The following is an 18770-nucleotide window of genomic DNA, read 5'->3' on the forward strand; positions in this document are numbered from 1 at the left end:
TGGCAAGGCGCGTGCGCAGAGAACTCAGGGCACGGGCCGGACCACCGGTGGGTTGCTTGCAAGCGCCTGCTTGATGAGCGGATCGAGCTGGGCCTTGAGCGTTTCCGAGGGCAGGTTGTCCGCGCTGTTCGGCTGCCGCGTCATGATCACGGCGGCGTAGTTGCCCGCCGGATTGCCCTGCATGTCGATCCACGGCGCCCAGCCGAACGCGCCGGTCGATGAGACCCGCAGCCCGGCGTCGCAAGCGGCCACGTTGGCCGGTGTCGTGCACTCGCGCCACAGGCCCAGCCCGTAGTGGAAGTCGCGGCCGGACTGCGTGAGATACGGGCTGTTGCGAATCGTGGTGCCGGCGCTCCACTGCTCGCGGCGCTGCTCATCGATGGCGCTCTGGCTGATCAGCCGCGTGCTGCCTGCCAGGCCGCGGCGCAGCTGCAGCATCATGAAGCGCATGTAGTCCAGCCCCGTGGTGTTGATGGTGCCGGCCGGGTTCGGGTTGCTCTGGAACGCGGCACCGGCCACGGCGGTCTGGCTCATGCCCAGCGGGCCGGTCAGTTCATCGGCGACGATCTGCGCCCAGGGCTTGCCGGTGGCCACTTCGGCGGCCCGCGCCGCAATGCGCAGATGCGTGCTGCCGTAGCTGAAGACGCTGCCCGGGGTGACGGCGCCGACCTGCTGGCCCTCATAGATATGCAACACTGCCTCGGCCAGGGTGATGTCGGTGGCATCCGAGTTCGCCTGATCACCGTCGATGCCGGTGGTGAAGCTCAGGGCCTGGCGCAGGGTGGCATTGCCCAGGTTGCCGGCCCATGGCGCGCCACCGCGCGTCGTCAGCCAGGTGCGCAGCGGCGCGTCCAGGTCCATGAGCCCGCGATCGACGAGCCGCATGATGACTGTGGCCGACACCCACTTGGAGGCCGAGGCCACCGGCACGACTGTGCTGTTGGCGAATCCAGTCGAATAGCTGAAGACCACACCCTGCGTGGTCGCCACCTCCACGGCCAGGCCGTTGGCAAATCCGGGACGGGCCGCGTCGATGGCGTTGATGACCGGTTGCCATGCATTGGCCGGGGGCGGAGCGGGAGGTGCTTGCGCGGGGGCATCAGAGCCGCCACCGCATGCAGCCAGCAGCGCGAGCGCAAGGCCCACCGCGGCCATGCCGCGCAGGCGAGATCCAGGAGCAGACATCAGTGAATATTCCGGGTGGCGGTGAACCACCGCAGTGTTGCCGCCGCGGCGTGCTGCGGCAAGCGCGCCGCGGTAAGCAGGCACGCCCAAGGCTTCAGTGCTGAAACACGCCTGAACGCGCCGCAGGGCCGCTCATGCAGTCAGCCCGATCATGAAGGCGCGCTGCGGATCAAAGCGGCCGTCGATCGCCTGGGCGAGTGCCGCCAGTGCAGGAGACACGCCGCGCACCGCCTCGATCTGCATCCAGCGCCGATCCTGATTCACGGTCTGGTGGATACGCTGCCAGGCCTCGGAGAAGCGTGCACTCAGCTCGGGCAGGCCCCAGTCCTGCGTACGCTTGGCCACGCGCGGCGCGGTGTGGAAGTGGTTCGGCACGGCGCCCGGCAGGCCGGCGGTGAACTGGCCGCTGCCCATCATGTCGGGCTGGGCGCCACCGATGATGCAGCTGTACTCCAGCTGATCGATGAAGTAGCCATGCACGGCGATGCGCTGCGCCGCGCTGCCGGAGAAGTCCAGGTACAGCGTCGGCACCCGCGCCAGCGTGCCGACCTGGTCACCCAGGATCACCTGGTCATAGCAGGGCAGGTCGCGCACATGAGCCAGGTTCCCGGCGGTGGTCATGCCGATCAGGCGCACGCCCTGGCGCGTGCGGGCGCGCGCTGCGAGCAGGATGGCCGTCATCCAGGCGCTCTTGCTGCTCGGGCTGGAGAACAGCACCTGCTGCGCGCCGAAGAGCTGCTCCTCTTCAAGGAAGTCGTCCAGCAGATAGGCCTGAAGCGCGAGCGGCTTGAGCAGGGCCTGCAGCGGTTCAAGCTCGCTGCGCCAGTCCCGGTCTGCCGTACAGCGCACATAGTGGTTGTAGACGGGCTCCAGATCGGCGCGATGCGGCGCGCCATCCACGAAGCTGCCGGCGTTGAGATCGCTGGGGCGCACGAGCACGTGGCTGGCCAGCGGGAAGTAGCCGTAGATGCGTTCGCCGGTATCCAGCCCCGCGGCTCGGCTCGTCTGCACCGTGGCAAACCCCCAGCCGGGCAGCCGGCCCCAGTCGGCATCCTGGGCGGGGAAGTAGCGCCAGAAGTGCAGCTGCTCGCCGCGCGCGGCATAACTCACGTTGTTGGCGGAGAAGCCCACATGCTCAATGGCCAGCAGGGCTTCGCCCGCCTCCGGCTCCGGCAGGCTGTGCTCGACGGCGCGCAGATCGCGCAGGCTGTTGCGGCGGCACTCCAGGGCGATCAGCGAGCGATCGGGCATCGGGGCTCCTGTCGACAGGCGGCAGACCTGATTGCAAGGATTGTTGCGCCAAACCCCAGTGTTTGCCCATGCCCGCGCGGCCGGCCGGTGGCGCCTGCTGGACAGGCGGCAGACTCAGATCAGCGCCAGCACGCGCGCCAGAGTTTCCTGAAACGCAAGCTGCGTGGTCAGCAGGGCGCGCTGGTTGGGGATCCAGGCGTACAGCGAGTCGATCGGCTCGGCGCGGTAGTCCGTCGGTGCCGCAATGACCGTGAACCCTGCGGCCTCGAAGGCGCGCACGGAGCGCGGCATGTGAAAGGCCGAGGTCACGACGACTACGGTGCGCCATTCCGGCTTGAGCGAGCGCGTGCGCAGCGCGTTTTCGCGCGTGTCCACGGCGGCAGCTTCCACCACAGCAACCTCAACGCCGTAGTCCTGCTTGAAGGACTGCGCCATCAGTTCGCCCACCGGCGCCCCGTACGTCGCCCGTCCGCCGCCCGTCGGGATCACGGGCAAGCCGCTGCTGCGGGCAAGGCGCGCCGCGTAGCGCATCCGTGCGGAGGTGGTGCGGTCAGGCTGCGCTGCGCCGTACTCCGGCGCGTTGAAGCTTCGCCCGCCGGAGAGCACCACAATGCCTTGGGCCGCCGACAGATCCGCACCCGGCGGCAGCGGCGCGACGAGGCTTTCGATGCTGCCGATCCACAGGGACGCCACCGCCGGGGTGGCCGCCAGCCAGATCGTCAACGCGCCCGCGGCAAAGCCCGCGCCGGCCAGACGCGGCATGCGGCGGCGCAGCCACCAGGCCAGCACCATGAGTGTGAGCGGTGCGCCGCAGAACAGCGTGCCCAGCAGGGCGTAGTTGAGGGTCTCGGTCACGGCGCGAGCTCAGGCGGGCACACCGAGCAGCCCGATCAGCGGCGCGGCTGGCGCAGCGCCTCTTGCCAGACCTGCATCAGCGCGCCTTTGGGCGTGCCTTCGTAAGTGCGCAGGCCCATGGCGCCTTCGGCCTTGAAGCGCAGTTCGCCCGCCTGGGCGTTCTCGGCGGCCGAGCGCTGGGCGTTCATGAAGATGCAGTTGCTGTCATTGCCGCAGGCCCGGTAGAAGGGCCAGCTGGCGCTGGGGTAGCAGCTGGTCATCACGTCGGCGGGCACCGCGTCGAACAGGCTGGACCAGGTCACGAGATCCACGTTCAGGGCGCGGGCCTGCGCGAGCAGCCAGCGCAGATAGGCGGCGGCTGCAGCATCGTTGCCGGGCACGGCGGCTCGCTGGCAGCTGCTGGGCGTGCCCAGGGCCAGGTCGCGCGAGTTCCAGCCGGTGTCGGCCACCAGCAGCGGGGCTTCCTTGGGATTGCGGTCGCGCACGCGGCTCAGGTAGTCGCGCGGCAGCTGCACCGGATCGGTGGCGCGCGGGCCGTGGATCTGCATCGCCAGCCCGAAGCGGTCGCGCGAGAGATTGTTCAGCGCGGCGTAGTGCGCGGCATCAAAGCCATCGAGGCTCTTGCCGTAGAGCTCGTCGATCAGGAAGGACGCGTACACCACGGCGTTGGCATCCACGGCCTTGGCTGCACGGTAGCTGGCGCGCTGCAGGTCCACCAGGGCGCGCCAGGCCGGGCCGTCGCCGCAGGCGGCCAGGTAGCCGTTGATCTCGGCAGAAACATTTACCCAGCGCGGCGCGTAGGTGCGCATCATCCAGGTGACGTAGCGCGGGTAGGCGGTCGCATAGGACGCCTCGGTGCCCAGATTCAGGTCGAAGCAGCGCGAACCCACTTCGCGCAGCTCGATGTTCGTGCCGTCCCGCACGGCTTCGCGCGCATAGCGCTCGCGGGCCAGCGTGAGCTGCAGCGAGACCGGCTTGCCCGAGGCGCGCGCGGCATCGGCCAGCTCACGCTGCATGCGCACCCAGGGGTGGTCGGCACGCGGCTCGGTGTTCTCGGCGAATTCGCGCCAGGGGATGCCCAAGGTCTCGGCGAACACGGTCACCGCATCGCCATCGCGGCCAGCGGCAGCGAATCGCTCGGCCACCGGCTCGCGCACACGCCAGAGCAGATCGGTGCCGATGGCGGCCTGCACCGTGCCCGTGCTCAGCGCAAAGGGCCGGGTGGCGTCGGCTGCGGGCGCGGGGCTGGGCGGCGCCGTCTGGCCCAGAACCGGCAGCACCGCCGTGCAGAGCGCGAGAACAGCAAGTGAAGAAGCAGCCGCGTGGCGGACGTTGAACATCGAACAGATCCTGAATGATTACGCTGCAATGCAGCAACCGAAGTGCGGGTTGTAGCGCGCAACCTTGTTCGCCCGCAAACGATCTTGGGGCTTTGTCAACGAAGTGCGACGCCTGGCGCCGCGCGGCCGTTCAGCGGCCGGGGTGCGTGAGCTGCTCCATGCGGGTCAGCCAGAGCAGGGCCTGCTCGCGGCTCTCGCAGCACATCTCGGCCGAGGGCTGCAGCCCGCCGCAGGCCGCGGGCCGCTCCGCGTGGCCGAAGATGGCGCAACGCATGTCGTCCATCAGGTGCACGCAGCGCACGCCGCCCGGCTTGCCCTGCGGCATGCCGATGAACGGCGTGTTGATGGACGGCGCAATGCAGCAGGCGCCACAGCCGGGGCGGCAGTTCATCGCGCCGCCTTCAGTGCAGGGCTCACGATCGCCGGCGGGGCTGGCGCTGCACCCAGCGCGGCCGGTGCCCGCCCAAGCCAGTGCGCCGCGGCATTGACCGCCGGCACGTTCGCGCGGCTCATCAGTTCGAGGTGCCCGAAGGAAAAGGGTGAAAAGTGCAGCAGATCGCACACATGGCTGCCGATGCGCGCCATCCAGCAGGGCAACGCAATCTGCAGCGGCGCCGCGCGGCCGTGTGCTCGCAGGCGCAGCAGCAGCTTGCCCATGGGCATGGCTTCGGGCCCGCCCAGTTCCACCTCGCGCGGGCAGTCCGCGGCGGGCGCCGCCACCAGCGCCGCAATCACCTCGCCCAGTTCGCTCACCTGCAGGGCGGCGATCTGGCCGCGCGCGGCGCCCGGCAGCGGCTGCACCGGCCATTGCGCCACGCGGCGGATCCAGCGCGCGCCAAAGCCGCCCTCGCCGTCCAGCAGCGAGGGGCGCACGACGATGGCATGTTCGTTTGCGGCTCGAATCGCCTGCTCACCCGCCCACTTGCTGCGGATGAAGCGACTGCGTGCGTCTGCGCTCAGGCCGAGGGCGGAGACGTGGACAAGCCGCACGCCCCGCGCCGCGCAGGCTGCTGCGAGTGCGGCAGGCGCGTCGCAATGCACGCGGGCATAGGTCTGGGCCCAGCGCTCGCGCAGGATGCCCACGCAATTCACCACCGCATCCACCGCCCGGAGGGCGTCCTGCCAGTCCGCCGGCTGCACGCGGCGGTGCAAGGCCAGTTCGTGCACGGGCAGCTCGCCCGCCACCCGGGCGCGCCGGCCGCCGATCTCCACCTGATGCCCGCGTGCCAGCAGGGCCGCCACCACATGCCGGCCGATGAATCCGCGTCCTCCCAGAACCAGTACCCGCATGATCGGCCTCGCCTTCCTGCCTGCCCCTGCGCCGGTGGCACGATCGGGGCGCTGCAGCATGTATCTGAATTTTCTGTCAATTCAGAAATTACGGCAACAAATTCAGACGAGATCGTGTAAGGTGGATGCATGAACACAACGCCGACCCCCAACAGCACCCTTGGCGCTGCGGTACCCGAAAGCGCAGCTTCAGATGTGGAAGCATATTCCACGCAAGCAGGTACTCACATTTTGAGCCTCGAGCAGGCGCAGAGCGACGCCGCGGGCGGCATGGCTGCGGGGCGCCACGCGGCAGGGCTGGCCCCTGATTCCGCCCCCAGTGCTGCCCCCTCCAGCCCAGGCACGGACCTGCCAGACACTGGCCACGGCCCGGTCACCCTGTCGCCACTGGCCCAGCGCTTCGTGCTGCATTGGGGCGAAATGGGCACCCGCTGGGGCGTGAACCGGACCGTGGCGCAGATCCATGCGCTGCTTTATTACCTGGGCCGGCCGATGAATGCCGACGAGCTGGTGGCCACCCTGGGCGTGGCGCGCAGCAATGTGTCCACGAGCCTGCGCGAGCTGCAGGCCTGGCGGCTGGCGCGAGTGGTGCACGTGATGGGAGACCGGCGCGACCACTTCGAAACCAGTGGCGACGTCTGGGAGCTGCTGCGCACCGTGGTGGCCGAGCGCAAGCGCCGCGAGTTCGACCCCACCGCCGCCCTGCTGCGTGACAGCGTGGCGGACCCCGCCTTCGCCCAGGAGCCGGCTGCGGCGCAACAGCGCATTCGGGACACTCTGGCCCTCACAGAGTCCGTGGCGGCCTGGGCCGATGAGATGCTTCGTCTCGACCCCACAACGCTGCAAAAGGTGCTCAAGCTGCTGTCCACCGTGCAGAAGCTCGTTCGCAATCAAAACTGACCGGAATTGAAGTATTTGTATGATTCAAATACCGGCTTTCCGCATGTCAAAAGCCAGCTTTGGCACGATTGTTGATCATGGAAATGGTGGCCGAAAATGACCCTGACTAGCACCATCGCTTACCCCCTCACGGTCTACTACGACCGCTCCTGCCCGCTGTGCGCCAGTGAGATGCACGGTCTGAAGGCGCTGGATGCGCAGAACCGCTTTGCCCTAGTGGACTGCTCGGCCGCCGACTTTGACGCCACCCCGGTGCGCGCCGCCGGCATCGACCCCGCCCAGCTCATGCAGATCATTCATGCGCAGGACGCCGCCGGCCGCTGGCTGCGCGGGGTGGACGTGTTCGTGCAGGTCTATGCCGCGGCGGACCTCGCGCCCATGGTGCGCCTGTGGAGCCATCCGCGCCTGCGTCCGGTCTTCGACCGCGTCTATCCCTGGATTGCTCGCTACCGCCACTGGCTCACCGCCTTGGGCGCGCAGCACTTCATGCACTGGCTGATGCAGCGCCTGGTGCGGCAGCGCGCGAAAGCGATGGTCGCGCAAAGCTGCTCAAACGCCGCCTGCGAGCGGCGCGACTGAGCGCTGGCGCACCGCCGCGCCGTCCCCTGTTCAGCGGATGTCGCGCGCGATGCGCGATTCGCAAACACCGCACCTGCGCACGGGTTTCTACCTAGAATCGCCCGCACACCGGACAACGATCCGGGATCAAACACACAGGTGAGGGAGGGAAAGCATGTCAGACGCCATGCAGAACGCGGTACAGGACCAGGACCTGAGCGCCGCGATTGCGCAGCAGCAGATCAGCCGCGCCAGCTTCGTGATCGATACCTACAAGTGGCTGTCGATCGCCATCGTGAGCTTTGCGGTACTGTCGTTTGTGCTCAGTAGCCTGGGCGTGGGTGTGGCCATGGTGAATTTCATGGCCGGCAGCAAGTACATGTGGCTGGCGTACCTGGGCGGATTCATGGTGGTGGGCTGGCTGGCCGCGAACATGGCCGACACCATCGAGTCGCGCGCCGGGCAGGTGGCCGGCCTGGGTCTGTACGTCGTGGCCGAGGCGCTGATGTTTGCGCCGCTGTTTGCGATTGCGGCCAAGGTCGCACCGGGCTCAATCTGGGCCGCGGCCCTGGTCACGCTGACCCTGGTGGTGGCACTCACCGTCACGGCCTACACCAGCAAGCGCGACTTCAGCTTTCTGGGCAGCTTCCTGAAGGTGGGCGGCATCGTGGCGCTGGGCGTGATTGTGGCCAGCATCATCTTCGGCTTCACCCTGGGCATCGTCTTCAGCGGCGCCATGGTGCTGTTTGCCGGCGGCTGCGTGCTCTACGACACCAACAACATCCTGCGCCACTACCCGACCGACCGGCCGGTGGGCGCGGCCCTGCATCTGTTCGCGTCCATCGCGCTGATGCTCTGGTACGTGCTGCGCTTCATCATGGATCTGGCGCGCGACTGAGCGCCCCAAGGGGCGTTTGTCTGGCCAGTTCGGCGCGCCTTCGGGCGCGCTTTTCATTTGCGCCGCCCCATGCAGGCGTCGCGCCATCGTGCTGCCACCTCGCTGGTGTCTTCCGCAGGCCAATCAGCAAAACAGTGCGTTTGTGCCCGGCAAGCTGCAGATCATCGAAAACCACGTGGCGCACGCGCGGCGGCTGGCTAATCTCCCACAGTTCACTTGGAGAGCCCCCGCATGTTCACTCCCGCGCCCACGCCTGTTGCCGCAGCACCCGGCGGTGCCGACCCCGCAGTAGACACCTCCGCCGCCAGTCCTTCGTCGTGGACCTCCGGCGGAGTGTTCGACGCGCGCGGCGGCGGCCAGCCCCCAGCCCCACCGACACCTCCGACGCCGCCCAGCCTGCCGCCGGACGGCCCGAAGAAGCCGGGTTGGTTCGCGCGCATCTGGGGCTGGGTGGACAGCACGCGCCGCACCGTCATCAACCTGATCTTCCTGGCCATCGTGCTGGTGGTGTTGATCTCGCTGTTCTCGAGCGGTGGGGTCAAGGTGCAGGACAAGACCGCACTGGTACTCGCGCTGGACGGCCCGATCGTCGAACAACTGCACGGCGGCGTGCGCGACCGAGTGACCCGCCAGGCCCAGGGTCAGGACACCGACCAGATGCAGCTGCGCGATGTAATCGCCGTACTCGAGAAAGCAGCCAAGGACGACAAGATCACCAGCGTGGTGCTGCTGACCGAAGAATTCGGTGGTGCCGGCATGGCCACGCTGCGCGAAGTCGCCGCTGCCATGGAGCGCTTCAAGGCCAGCGGCAAGAAGATCGTCGCGTGGGCCAGCGGCTACGACCAGCGCCAGTACTACCTCGCGGCGCATGCCAGCGAGGTCTACATGCACCCCATGGGCATGGTGATGATCGAGGGCTTCGGCCGCTACCGCACCTATTACAAAGACGCCTTCGACCGCCTGGGCGTGAGCGCCAACGTGATCAAGGTCGGCACCTTCAAGAATGCCGCCGAGCCCTACTTTGCCAACGGCCCCAGCAAGGAAAGCCTGGAAGCCGAGGCCTATCTGTTCGACGCGCTCTGGAAGGCCTACACCGACGGCGTGGAGAAGGCGCGCAAGCTGCCCGCTGGCAGCATTGCCAAGAACATCGAGGCCCTGCCCGAGCAGCTCAAGGCCGCCGGCGGCGACCCAGCCAAGCTCGCGCTGGAAGGCAAGCTGATCGACGGCTTCAAGACCCGCGATGAACTGCGCGCCCTCATGCTCGAGCGCGGCGTGGAAGACAAGGAAACCAAGACCTTCCGCCAGATCTCCTTTGGCGAGTACCTCTCCACCGTCAAGCCCGCCAAGGGGGGCGATGCCGTGGGCGTGATCGTGGCCGAGGGCGAAATCGGCGACGGCTTTGCCCCGCCCGGCCGCATTGGCGGACGCAGCACGGCAGAACTCGTGCGCAAGGCGCGCGAGGATGACAGCATCAAGGCCATCGTCCTGCGTGTGGACAGCCCCGGGGGCAGCGGCTTTGGCAGCGAGCTGATCCGCCGCGAACTTGAACTGACGCGCGCCGCCGGCAAGCCGGTCGTGGTCTCGATGGGCGACCTGGCCGCATCGGGCGGCTACTGGATCAGCATGGCCTCGGACGAAGTGATTGCCGAGCCCACCACCATCACCGGCTCGATCGGCGTGTTCGGCATGCTGCCCACCGCTGGCGGGCTGCTGGAGAAGCTCTCCATCAAGACCGGCGGCTACACCACCACCTGGCTGGCCGGCGCCTACGACCTGCGCCGCGGCCTGGACCCGCGTTTCGAGGGCCTGGTGCAGACCGCCATCAACCACTTCTACAGCGACTTCGTCGGCAAGGCGGCCGCCTTCCGCAAGATGAGCGTGGAAGACCTCAACAAGGTCGCCCAGGGCCGTGTCTGGACCGGCCAGCAGGCCCTGGACCGCAAGCTGGTGGACCGCGTCGGCAGCTTCGATGACGCGCTCAAGAGCGCCCGCGAGCGCGCCAAACTCAAGGCTGATGCGCCCGTGCGCTACGTCGAAGCCCCGCCCAGCGCCTTCGAGCAGTTCCTGAAGAACTTCGGCCTCGGCGCAGCGGCCGATGCCGCCGTGGATACCAGCACCGCCACGGCCGCTGCAGCCCTGCGCTCAGCCATGGTGCAGAACGCCCCCTTGGCTGCCGCCGGCATGAACGCGGCTGCCGCACCCGTGGTGGAGGACTTCATGTGGGTGAACGACCTGATGCAGCGCACCCGCGCCGGCATGCCCTTTGTGGTGCTGACGCACTGCTTCTGCGACAAGTAGCGCGCGGAAGCTCTCGTTGAAAAATCGTTTTCGGACGATTTTTGTGTGCACGACAAATCCGGCTTTCCGCTTGTCCAGCAAGCGGAAAGCCGGATTTTTATTCTTTGTAGTCTGTCAGTTCCGGCCAGATTGACCAAAGAGCAGTGGCTTGCGCGACAGATCGAGACCGAAAAAGCGGCGAAGTGCGAGCACTGACAAGTGCGCGCAGACCGCGGTCGCTGCCATTGCGACGAGCGTGCCGGTGTAGATGAAGCCCATCCACGCACGATGCCCCCAATCTCCTGCGAGGCTGTCACGCGCTGGCTCGCCGGAGGCGACGTAGATGAGCAGCAAGACCGAAGCGCCCGCGGCGATGGGTAGTCCGCAGGTCATGAAGAGCACAACCTGCAGCAAGGGCGACTGCCTGGCGGTCTGTGTGCTGCGCTCGTCAGTCAGCCGCAGCACGAGCCCGACCAGCAGGCTCCATCCAATACCGATGCCAAGCAGCCATGTCGCCGCCTCCCGCCAGGGCTGGAGTGCCTCGAACAGAATGCGCGACCGACCCAGTGCGAGCAGTTGCTCGCGGCTGGCCACACCGAGGTCTTCCATGCGCCGCAGCGCAGGCACGTGATCCTGGATGAACAGGACGAGCACGGCAAGGGCCAGCATTACGCCCGCCGAGACCCAGAGCACGCGGCGCGCTTGCTTGTAGGCCGCCTCGTTCGGGCGGCGGTCGTAGTGGTCCACGATATGCAAGGCGCAGGCCGCTGCACCGAGAAATATCGCCACGGCCAGCACCGGCATCGACGCCCCCCAGAACACGATCGGCGGACCGATCACCACCACAATCGTGCCCGATAGCAGCCCCAAGCCACCCCAAATGACCCAGACAGCCACAATCAAAGCCAGGTACACGCGCGCCACGCGCGGCACCGAGTTGGGCTGATGGCGTGGCGGTCGGGCGGCTCGATGTGGCCGCACCTTTCGCGCGCGGACCTTGGGCGGTGGAAGGGGCGTCGTGTCGGAGAACCGGCGCGGGCGCTCCGGTGGGTGTCTGGGCAAAGGCATCGTCAGGCCGTCGTCTTGCGGGCGTCACGCATTGTGCACGGCGGCCTCATGCTGCGTGCTTCGAACTCGTGCGGGCCTTGGCTATCCTCGCAAACAGTGAGGGCAGCACGTTGCCCGCCTTGCCGACGACTTCCGGAGCGCCCATGACACCGATCAAATCCCTCTGCGCAGCAGCCCTGCTGGCCTTGATCGCGCCGATCGCGGCCGCGCAGACGGCCGCCAAACCCGTGAAGATTCTGGTGGGCTTTCCGCCCGGCGGCGGCACGGATGCGATTGCGCGCGTGCTGGCGGACAGGCTCAAGGACGAGCTCGCCACCGCGGTGGTGGTGGAGAACCGCGCTGGGGCAGGTGGCCAGATCGCGGCCACCACGCTCAAGGCTGCGGCACCCGACGGCGCCACCCTCTTTCTGAGCCACGACCACACCATCTCGGTGCTGCCGCTGACCATGAAGAACCCGGGCTTCGATCCGGCCAAGGACTTTGTGCCGGTGGCCGGCTTTGCCACCTTCGTCAATGCATTGGCGGTGTCCGGCGGCACGCCGGCAAAGAGCCTGGCGGACTACGTGAGCTGGGTGCGCCAGCAGGGCGGCAAGTCCGCCGTGGGCACCCCTGCGCCGGCCAGCATACCGGAGTTTCTGGTCAAGGCCGTGGGAGAGCACTACAAGCTCGACCTGGTGGCCGCGCCCTACCGCGGCAGCGCGCCCATGATCGGCGACATGCTCGGCAACCAGATTGCGGCGGGCACGGGTTCGGTGCCGGATTTCATCGAACACCACAAGAGCGGCAAGCTGCGCGTGGTCGCCGTGATCGGCAAGGAGCGCCAGGCCGTGCTGCCGGAGGTGCCCACCTTCGCGGAGCTGGGTGTGCCCGGCTTCGATGACGTGCCCTTCTACGGCCTGTGGGCCCCGGCCGGCACGCCCAAGGCCGAGCTCGATCGCCTGTCTGCGGCCCTTGCCAAGGTGATTGCCCTGCCCGAGGTGCGCGAGCGCCTCACGGCCATGGGCCTGACCGTGGGCTTCATGAGCGGCGCGCAGCTCGCCACGCGTGAGGCGGCCTACAGCAAGAGCTGGGCGCAGATCATCCGCAAGAGCGGGTTTGTGGCGCAGTAAGACGACTTCCCCGGGACCGCGATGCTCACCCAGATCTTTCTGTACCTGATCGAATTCTTCTTCGGCGCGCTGGCCTTCCTCGCGCTGCTGCGCGCCTGGGCCAGTGCCACGGCGGCGCCGATGCGCAATCCGATCGGGCAGTTCGTGATGAAGCTCACGGACTTTGCGGTGTTGCCGCTGCGCAAGATCCTGCCGCGGACGGGCAATGTGGATCTGGCGAGCCTGTTGCTGGCCTATGCGGCTGCGCTGGTGATGGTGGCGTTGTCCGTGCTGGTGGTGGGTGCGCTGAACGGGGGCGGACTGATGGCCCTGGGCACGCCACTGGTGGCCTTGGTCGTGCTGCTGCGCTGGAGTCTGTACCTGCTGATCGCGGTGCTGATCGTGCAGGCCCTGATGAGCTGGACCAACCCGCATCATCCGGCGGCCTACTTTGCGGCCAATCTGGTGGACCCGATGCTGCGGCCGATTCGCCGCTTTCTGCCGCCGGTAGGTGGCTTTGATCTGTCGCCGATTGTGCTGATCGTGCTGGCGAACATCGGCTTGATCGTGGCGAACAACCTGCGCCTGGGCTGATCTCTCAAGAACGTAGATCCAGCATTCATGCGCGTTTCCAGGCCAAAGTGGCTGAAGAGCCGCATGGGACAAGCGGAAAGCCCAAGTCAGACCGCAACGGGGTGGGCGCTGGCAGGCGCCCACTCTTGGCTTGGCGGCAAGCGGTGCTTGCCGAAACCCCGAGCCAAGCGGAAAGCCCAAGTCAGACCGCAACGGGGCGGGCGCTGGGAGGCGCCCACTCTTGGCTTGGCGGCAAGCGGTGCTTGCCGAAACCCCAAGCCAAGCGGAAAGCCCTGCTGAGCGAGGGCGCAAAGAGCCAAGCCTGTTCTTCTACCGGGCGCGGTGCTGTGTGCCCCAGCCGGCGGTGATGAACAGGGCCGTTGCGGGCTCGGTCAGGTCAGCGGTGTGCCAGACGCCCGGCGGGTTGATGGCGTACTCGCCGGCCGCCAATTCAATACGCGTCACGCCCGTCGCCGTCTCCTGCAGCAGGGTCATGCGCCCCTCGGTGCAGACCACCACCTCGCTGCCTTCCGGATGCATTTCCCAGCTGTCCCAGCTGGCCTCGAACCGGTACATGCTCACCAGCCGACCGCGTGCGCCGTCGGCCGCGTGGCGCTGCACGTAATCGGCATACCAGGGCATGCCGCCGAAGGCCGGTTCGCTATGGGCGCCACGGTCAGCGTCCAGGTGAACCGGGTGAATGGACAAGGCGCGTGCGGTCATGGGCGATCTCCCGTGGGCAGAGCGCGAGCTTAGGTCGGCAAGGGTTGCTGCGGAAGCGACCGCACGAGCCCCTTACATGTTGCGCCGGTACTGCCCGCCCACCTCGAACAGGGCGCTGGTGATCTGGCCCAGCGAGCATACGCGCACGGCGTCCATCAGCACCTCGAACACATTGCCGTTGTCCATCACGGCCTGCTGCAGGCGCTTGAGCACGGCCGGTGCCTCGGCCGCATTGCGCGCATGGAAGTCGGCCAGGCGCTTGAGCTGGCTCTGCTTTTCTTCCTCGGTGGAGCGGGCGAGTTCCAGCTGCTCGGGGATGGCGTCGCCCTGCGGGTTGCGGAAGGTGTTCACGCCGATGATCGGATACTCGCCGGTGTGCTTGAGCATCTCGTAGTGCATCGATTCGTCCTGGATCTTGCCGCGCTGATAGCCGGTCTCCATGGCGCCGAGCACGCCGCCGCGCTCGCTGATGCGCTCGAACTCCGCGAGCACGGCTTCTTCGACCAGCTCGGTGAGCTCATCGATGATGAAGGCCCCCTGGCTGGGGTTCTCGTTCTTGGCCAGACCCCACTCGCGGTTGATGATGAGCTGGATCGCCATGGCGCGGCGCACGCTCTCCTCGGTGGGCGTGGTGATGGCTTCGTCGTAGGCGTTGGTGTGCAGGCTGTTGCAGTTGTCGTAGATGGCGATCAGCGCCTGCAGCGTGGTGCGGATGTCATTGAAGGCGATCTCCTGCGCATGCAGTGAGCGGCCGCTGGTCTGCACGTGGTACTTGAGCTTCTGGCTGCGCTCGTTCGCGCCGTACTTCTCGCGCATGGCCACGGCCCAGATGCGGCGTGCCACGCGGCCCAGCACGGTGTATTCGGGGTCCATGCCGTTGGAAAAGAAGAAGCTCAGGTTGGGCGCGAAGTCGTCGATGTGCATGCCGCGCGCCAGATAGGCTTCAACGAAGGTGAAGCCGTTGGAGAGCGTGAAGGCGAGCTGGCTGATCGGGTTCGCGCCGGCCTCGGCAATGTGATAGCCCGAGATGCTCACCGAGTAGAAGTTGCGCACGCGGTGGTGCACGAAGTACTCGGCAATGTCGCCCATCACCTTCAGGCTGAACTCGGTGGAGAAGATGCAGGTGTTCTGGCCCTGGTCTTCCTTCAGGATGTCGGCCTGCACGGTGCCGCGCACGTTCTCCAGCGTCCAGGCGCGGATCTTGGCGGCTTCATCCATCGTGGGCTCGCGGCCGTTGTCCGTGCGGAACTTCTCGATCTGCTGGTCGATGGCGGTGTTCATGAACATGGCCAGGATCGTGGGCGCCGGGCCGTTGATCGTCATGCTCACCGAGGTGCTCGGGTTGCACAGGTCAAAGCCGCCGTACAGCACCTTCATGTCGTCCAGCGTGGCGATGCTCACACCCGAGTTGCCGACCTTGCCGTAGATGTCCGGGCGCAGCGCGGGGTCGGCGCCATAGAGCGTGACGGAGTCGAAGGCCGTGGACAGGCGCTTGGCCGGCATGCCTTCGGACAGCAGCTTGAAGCGGCGGTTGGTGCGGAAGGCGTCGCCCTCGCCGGCAAACATGCGCGTGGGGTCCTCGCCCTCGCGCTTGAAGGCGAACACGCCCGCGGTGTACGGGAAGCTGCCGGGCACGTTCTCCAGCAGCAGCCACTTGAGCAGTTCGCCGTGGTCCTCGTACTGCGGCAGCACCACCTTGCGGATCTTGTTGCCGGAAAGCGTGGTGTGCGTGAGTGCGGTGCGGATTTCCTTGTCGCGGATCTTCACGACGTATTCGTCGCCGCTGTAGGCGCGCTGCATGTCGGGCCACATGGCCAGCAGCTTCTTCTCGGCATGGCCGAGCTTCGCGTCGCGATCGGCGATCAGGGCGTCGATGCCAGTGACATCGGCATGGCCGCCGGCTGCGAGCATGCGCTTGGTTTCGCTGAGCTGCTGGCGCTCACGGGCCAGGCGGGCCTGCTCGCGCGCATGGCGCTTGTAGCCGCGCACGGTGTCGGCAATCTCGGCCAGGTAGCGGTTGCGCGCAGGCGGCACGATCGGCGTCTGGTTGGTGCTGTGCCGGGTGGCCACCTGCGGCAGGCGCGAGCTGGCTGCCTTCAGGCCAAGCGCCTGCAGGCGCGGCAGCAGGGCCTGGTACAGGGCCGTGACGCCGTCGTCATTGAAGCGGCTGGCCATGGTGCCGAACACGGGCATGGTGTCCGGGCTCTGCGCCCAGGCTTCCTTGTTGCGCTGGACCTGCTTGGCCACGTCGCGCAGGGCATCGGCCGCGCCCTTGCGGTCGAACTTGTTGATGGCCACGAAGTCGGCAAAGTCCAGCATGTCGATCTTCTCGAGCTGGCTGGCCGCGCCGAACTCCGGCGTCATCACGTACATCGACAGATCCACATGCGGCACGATGGCGGCGTCGCCCTGGCCGATGCCCGAGGTCTCCACGATGATGAGGTCGAAGCCCGTGGCCTTGCAGGCGGCGATCACGTCCGGAAGCGCCTTGGAAATCTCTGAACCGGCTTCCCGCGTCGCGAGCGAACGCATGTACACCCGCGGCACCGTGCTCCACGGGCTGATGGCATTCATGCGGATGCGGTCGCCCAGCAGCGCACCGCCACTCTTGCGCCGGCTCGGGTCGATCGAGATCACCGCGATGTTCAGTGCGTCATGCTGGTCCAGACGGATGCGGCGGATGAGCTCATCGGTCAGCGAGCTCTTGCCCGCGCCGCCCGTGCCCGTGATGCCGAGCACCGGCGTCTTGATGTGCTGTGCCGTGGCGAGCAGTGCATCGCGCTCGGCCGGCGCCATGGCGCCGTTCTCCAGCAGGGTGATGGCGCGCGCCAGCGCAATCCAGTCGCCCCTGAGCTGGGCTGCGGCCACCGTGCCCTTGTCGGCCAGGTTGTAGTCGCAGCGCATGACCATCTCGCCGATCATGCCGGCCAGACCGAGGCGCTGACCGTCTTCGGGGCTGTAGATGCGCACGCCGTGGCTGGCCAGGTCGCGGATCTCCGGTGGCACGATCACGCCGCCGCCGCCGCCGAACACCTGCACATGGCCGCCGCCGCGCGCCTTGAGCAGCTCGACCATGTACTTGAAGTACTCCACGTGCCCGCCCTGATACGAGCTGACGGCGATGCCCTGGGCGTCTTCCTGCAGCGCGGCGGTGACCACTTCGTCCACGCTGCGGTTGTGGCCCAGGTGGATGACCTCGGCGCCCATGCTCATCAGGATGCGCCGCATGATGTTGATGCTGGCGTCATGGCCGTCGAACAGGCTCGCGGCGGTGACGAAGCGCACCTTGTGCGTGGGGCGATAGTTGGCCAAGGCCTTGGCGTCGGCGGACAGATCGGTCATGACGGCACTCAGATGAGAACGGAGATTCAGTGAAGGCGGGCGGCTGGCGGCAGCGTGTGGTCAGCGTAGATCGCCACGCGGACCGGCGTGCGCGGACATTCCCGCGCGCCAAGCCGGCGCAGTGCACCGAGGCGCGGACGCCTTGCCCCGCGAGTCGAAGATCTTACGTTTACGTAAACGTCAAGTAAATGTGATGCGCCGGTGGCCCATTGGTGTCTCGGCGACACATTGTTTGCGTTTGAGACGATTCAGTAGCGAATCAGCCCTGTGCGTTCTCGGTCTTCCTTAAACTCGCCGCAAACAACACGCAATCAGTCAAACTCTCGGTCGCCATGCGTCCAGATTCAGTACCCGCCCGGACCGCGCTCGGCAGCCAGGAACTCCAAACCCGGGCCAAGGGCATCTCCCAAAGACTCCGCACCGTCCTCCTTCTGGTGGACGGCAAGCGCACGTCCGCCATGATCGAAATGCTGGCCGTCAAGGCCGGCGCGCCGGCTGACTCGCTGCTCGTCCTGCAGGACATGGGCATGGTCGAGGTGCCAGCCGAAGCGATTGCCGAGCCGCCGCCCGCGCCAGCGCCTGCATCGCCACCGGTCGAAGCCGCGGCGCCCCAGCCGGAGGCGATCGCGGCCCCAGAACCCGCGCCTGCACCAGCGGTCGAGCCGCGGCCCGAACCGGCGGTGCAAGTCGCTCCCGCGCCACCGCCGCCAAGCCCTGCGCCCGCGCCGGCGGTGCCCGTGATCGCACCCAAACCTGCTGCTGCGCCTGCAGCAGACGCCCCCCGAGATATGCGCAATTGGCTGGGCGCACCGCCGATGGTCGACACGCGGCCGCAGCGTGTCGTCACGCCAGCGCCGACCCCGGCGCCCAGTCCTGTGCCCGCAGCCGCAGCACCCGCGGCCGTTCCCGTCCCCAAGACGCCAGCAGGCGCAGCCATCCCCGGCGCGCCGTCGCTAGAGACCACTCAAAGCTCGGCGATGCCTGAGTGGCCCTCGGACAGCATCCTGAACCGTGACGTGATGGACCTGATGCCCAAGGTCACGGTTGTGCCGCTGCAAAAGGACATTGCCCTGGAGCAGGCGCGTGAGCACCTCATCACGGCGCTGCGCCGCGACGCACCGCAGGAAGGCGCGATGCTGATGGTGAAGATCTCGCGCACCTACACCCGGCCGGGGCTGATCGCGCTGCTGTCGGACATCGAGGCCAAGCTCGCCCCCAACACCTCGCCAGCAGACGCCGCAGACACGGTGGCCTTTGCGCGCTTCCTCATCGAACCGGAACCGCCGATGCCCCCGATCGAACAGGGCTAGCGCGCAATTCACGGCGTACGCTGCGACGAAACGGGTGATTCTGCAGACGGAGTCACCCGTTTTTCATTCTTCACGCGGGATTTCCGCGATGCGGCGGTGCATCAAGTGCAAG

General features: G+C 67.4%; 16 protein-coding genes. 7 read left to right on the top strand and 9 right to left on the bottom strand.

Annotation, left to right across the window (positions count from 1 at the left end):
- Positions 1–24: 24 nt before the first annotated feature.
- The 6 genes from ACMDW7_RS00245 to ACMDW7_RS00270 all read right to left on the bottom strand — a co-directional run bounded on the left by ACMDW7_RS00245 (position 25) and on the right by ACMDW7_RS00270 (position 5921).
- A complete protein-coding gene (locus ACMDW7_RS00245) occupies positions 25–1185 on the bottom strand; it encodes a serine hydrolase domain-containing protein (protein WP_377304790.1) in 1161 nt (386 codons plus the stop codon).
- Positions 1186–1317: 132 nt separating this feature from the next.
- The gene (locus tag ACMDW7_RS00250; protein ID WP_377304792.1) at positions 1318–2436 is read right to left on the bottom strand and encodes a DUF2855 family protein; all 1119 of its coding nucleotides are present in this window, start codon (positions 2434–2436) and stop codon (positions 1318–1320) included.
- A 114-nt stretch (positions 2437–2550) separates the two neighbouring features.
- Positions 2551–3291, bottom strand: a complete 741-nt coding sequence (locus ACMDW7_RS00255; RefSeq protein WP_377304794.1) for a YdcF family protein — start codon at positions 3289–3291, stop codon at positions 2551–2553.
- A 35-nt stretch (positions 3292–3326) separates the two neighbouring features.
- A complete protein-coding gene (locus ACMDW7_RS00260) occupies positions 3327–4631 on the bottom strand; it encodes a hypothetical protein (protein WP_377304796.1) in 1305 nt (434 codons plus the stop codon).
- A 130-nt stretch (positions 4632–4761) separates the two neighbouring features.
- Positions 4762–5022: a YkgJ family cysteine cluster protein gene (locus ACMDW7_RS00265; protein WP_377304798.1), complete on the bottom strand. Its 261-nt coding sequence runs from the start codon at positions 5020–5022 to the stop codon at positions 4762–4764.
- Positions 5019–5921, bottom strand: coding sequence for an NAD-dependent epimerase/dehydratase family protein (locus ACMDW7_RS00270; protein ID WP_377304800.1), 903 nt, complete (start codon positions 5919–5921; stop codon positions 5019–5021). Before ACMDW7_RS00270 ends, ACMDW7_RS00265 begins: the two co-directional genes overlap by 4 nt.
- Before the next feature lie 420 nt (positions 5922–6341).
- On the opposite strand from ACMDW7_RS00270, the gene ACMDW7_RS00275 reads away from it, so the two are divergent.
- The 4 genes from ACMDW7_RS00275 to sppA all read left to right on the top strand — a co-directional run bounded on the left by ACMDW7_RS00275 (position 6342) and on the right by sppA (position 10575).
- Complete coding sequence (locus ACMDW7_RS00275) at positions 6342–6821, top strand: GbsR/MarR family transcriptional regulator (protein ID WP_377305065.1); 480 nt, start codon at positions 6342–6344, stop codon at positions 6819–6821.
- A gap of 96 nt (positions 6822–6917) precedes the next feature.
- A complete protein-coding gene (locus ACMDW7_RS00280; RefSeq protein WP_377304802.1) occupies positions 6918–7400 on the top strand; it encodes a thiol-disulfide oxidoreductase DCC family protein in 483 nt (160 codons plus the stop codon).
- Positions 7401–7554: 154 nt separating this feature from the next.
- Complete coding sequence (locus ACMDW7_RS00285) at positions 7555–8277, top strand: Bax inhibitor-1 family protein (protein ID WP_377304804.1); 723 nt, start codon at positions 7555–7557, stop codon at positions 8275–8277.
- A gap of 231 nt (positions 8278–8508) precedes the next feature.
- On the top strand, positions 8509–10575 hold the full coding sequence (sppA, locus tag ACMDW7_RS00290; RefSeq protein ID WP_377304806.1) for a signal peptide peptidase SppA: 2067 nt from the start codon (positions 8509–8511) through the stop codon (positions 10573–10575).
- 114 nt (positions 10576–10689) lie between these two features.
- Here the strand turns inward: sppA and ACMDW7_RS00295 are convergent, their stop codons facing one another.
- Positions 10690–11451: a hypothetical protein gene (locus ACMDW7_RS00295; RefSeq protein ID WP_414859583.1), complete on the bottom strand. Its 762-nt coding sequence runs from the start codon at positions 11449–11451 to the stop codon at positions 10690–10692.
- 314 nt (positions 11452–11765) lie between these two features.
- Here ACMDW7_RS00295 and ACMDW7_RS00300 point away from each other — a divergent pair, with 314 nt between their 5' ends.
- Together ACMDW7_RS00300 and ACMDW7_RS00305 are read left to right on the top strand one after the other, a co-directional pair.
- Entirely contained in the window at positions 11766–12731 is a 966-nt protein-coding gene (locus ACMDW7_RS00300) for a Bug family tripartite tricarboxylate transporter substrate binding protein (RefSeq protein ID WP_377304810.1), read from the top strand.
- Between the two features lie 21 nt (positions 12732–12752).
- A complete protein-coding gene (locus ACMDW7_RS00305) occupies positions 12753–13304 on the top strand; it encodes a YggT family protein (RefSeq protein WP_377304812.1) in 552 nt (183 codons plus the stop codon).
- 309 nt (positions 13305–13613) lie between these two features.
- Here the strand turns inward: ACMDW7_RS00305 and ACMDW7_RS00310 are convergent, their stop codons facing one another.
- Together ACMDW7_RS00310 and icmF are read right to left on the bottom strand one after the other, a co-directional pair.
- Complete coding sequence (locus ACMDW7_RS00310) at positions 13614–14006, bottom strand: cupin (protein ID WP_377304814.1); 393 nt, start codon at positions 14004–14006, stop codon at positions 13614–13616.
- 72 nt (positions 14007–14078) lie between these two features.
- On the bottom strand, positions 14079–17348 hold the full coding sequence (gene icmF, locus ACMDW7_RS00315) for a fused isobutyryl-CoA mutase/GTPase IcmF (RefSeq protein ID WP_377304815.1): 3270 nt from the start codon (positions 17346–17348) through the stop codon (positions 14079–14081).
- A 332-nt stretch (positions 17349–17680) separates the two neighbouring features.
- Here icmF and ACMDW7_RS00320 point away from each other — a divergent pair, with 332 nt between their 5' ends.
- The gene (locus ACMDW7_RS00320) at positions 17681–18658 is read left to right on the top strand and encodes a hypothetical protein (protein ID WP_377304817.1); all 978 of its coding nucleotides are present in this window, start codon (positions 17681–17683) and stop codon (positions 18656–18658) included.
- Positions 18659–18770: the final 112 nt, after the last annotated feature.

This window comes from Piscinibacterium candidicorallinum, assembly GCF_047549485.1.
Lineage (GTDB): Bacteria > Pseudomonadota > Gammaproteobacteria > Burkholderiales > Burkholderiaceae_C > Piscinibacterium > Piscinibacterium candidicorallinum.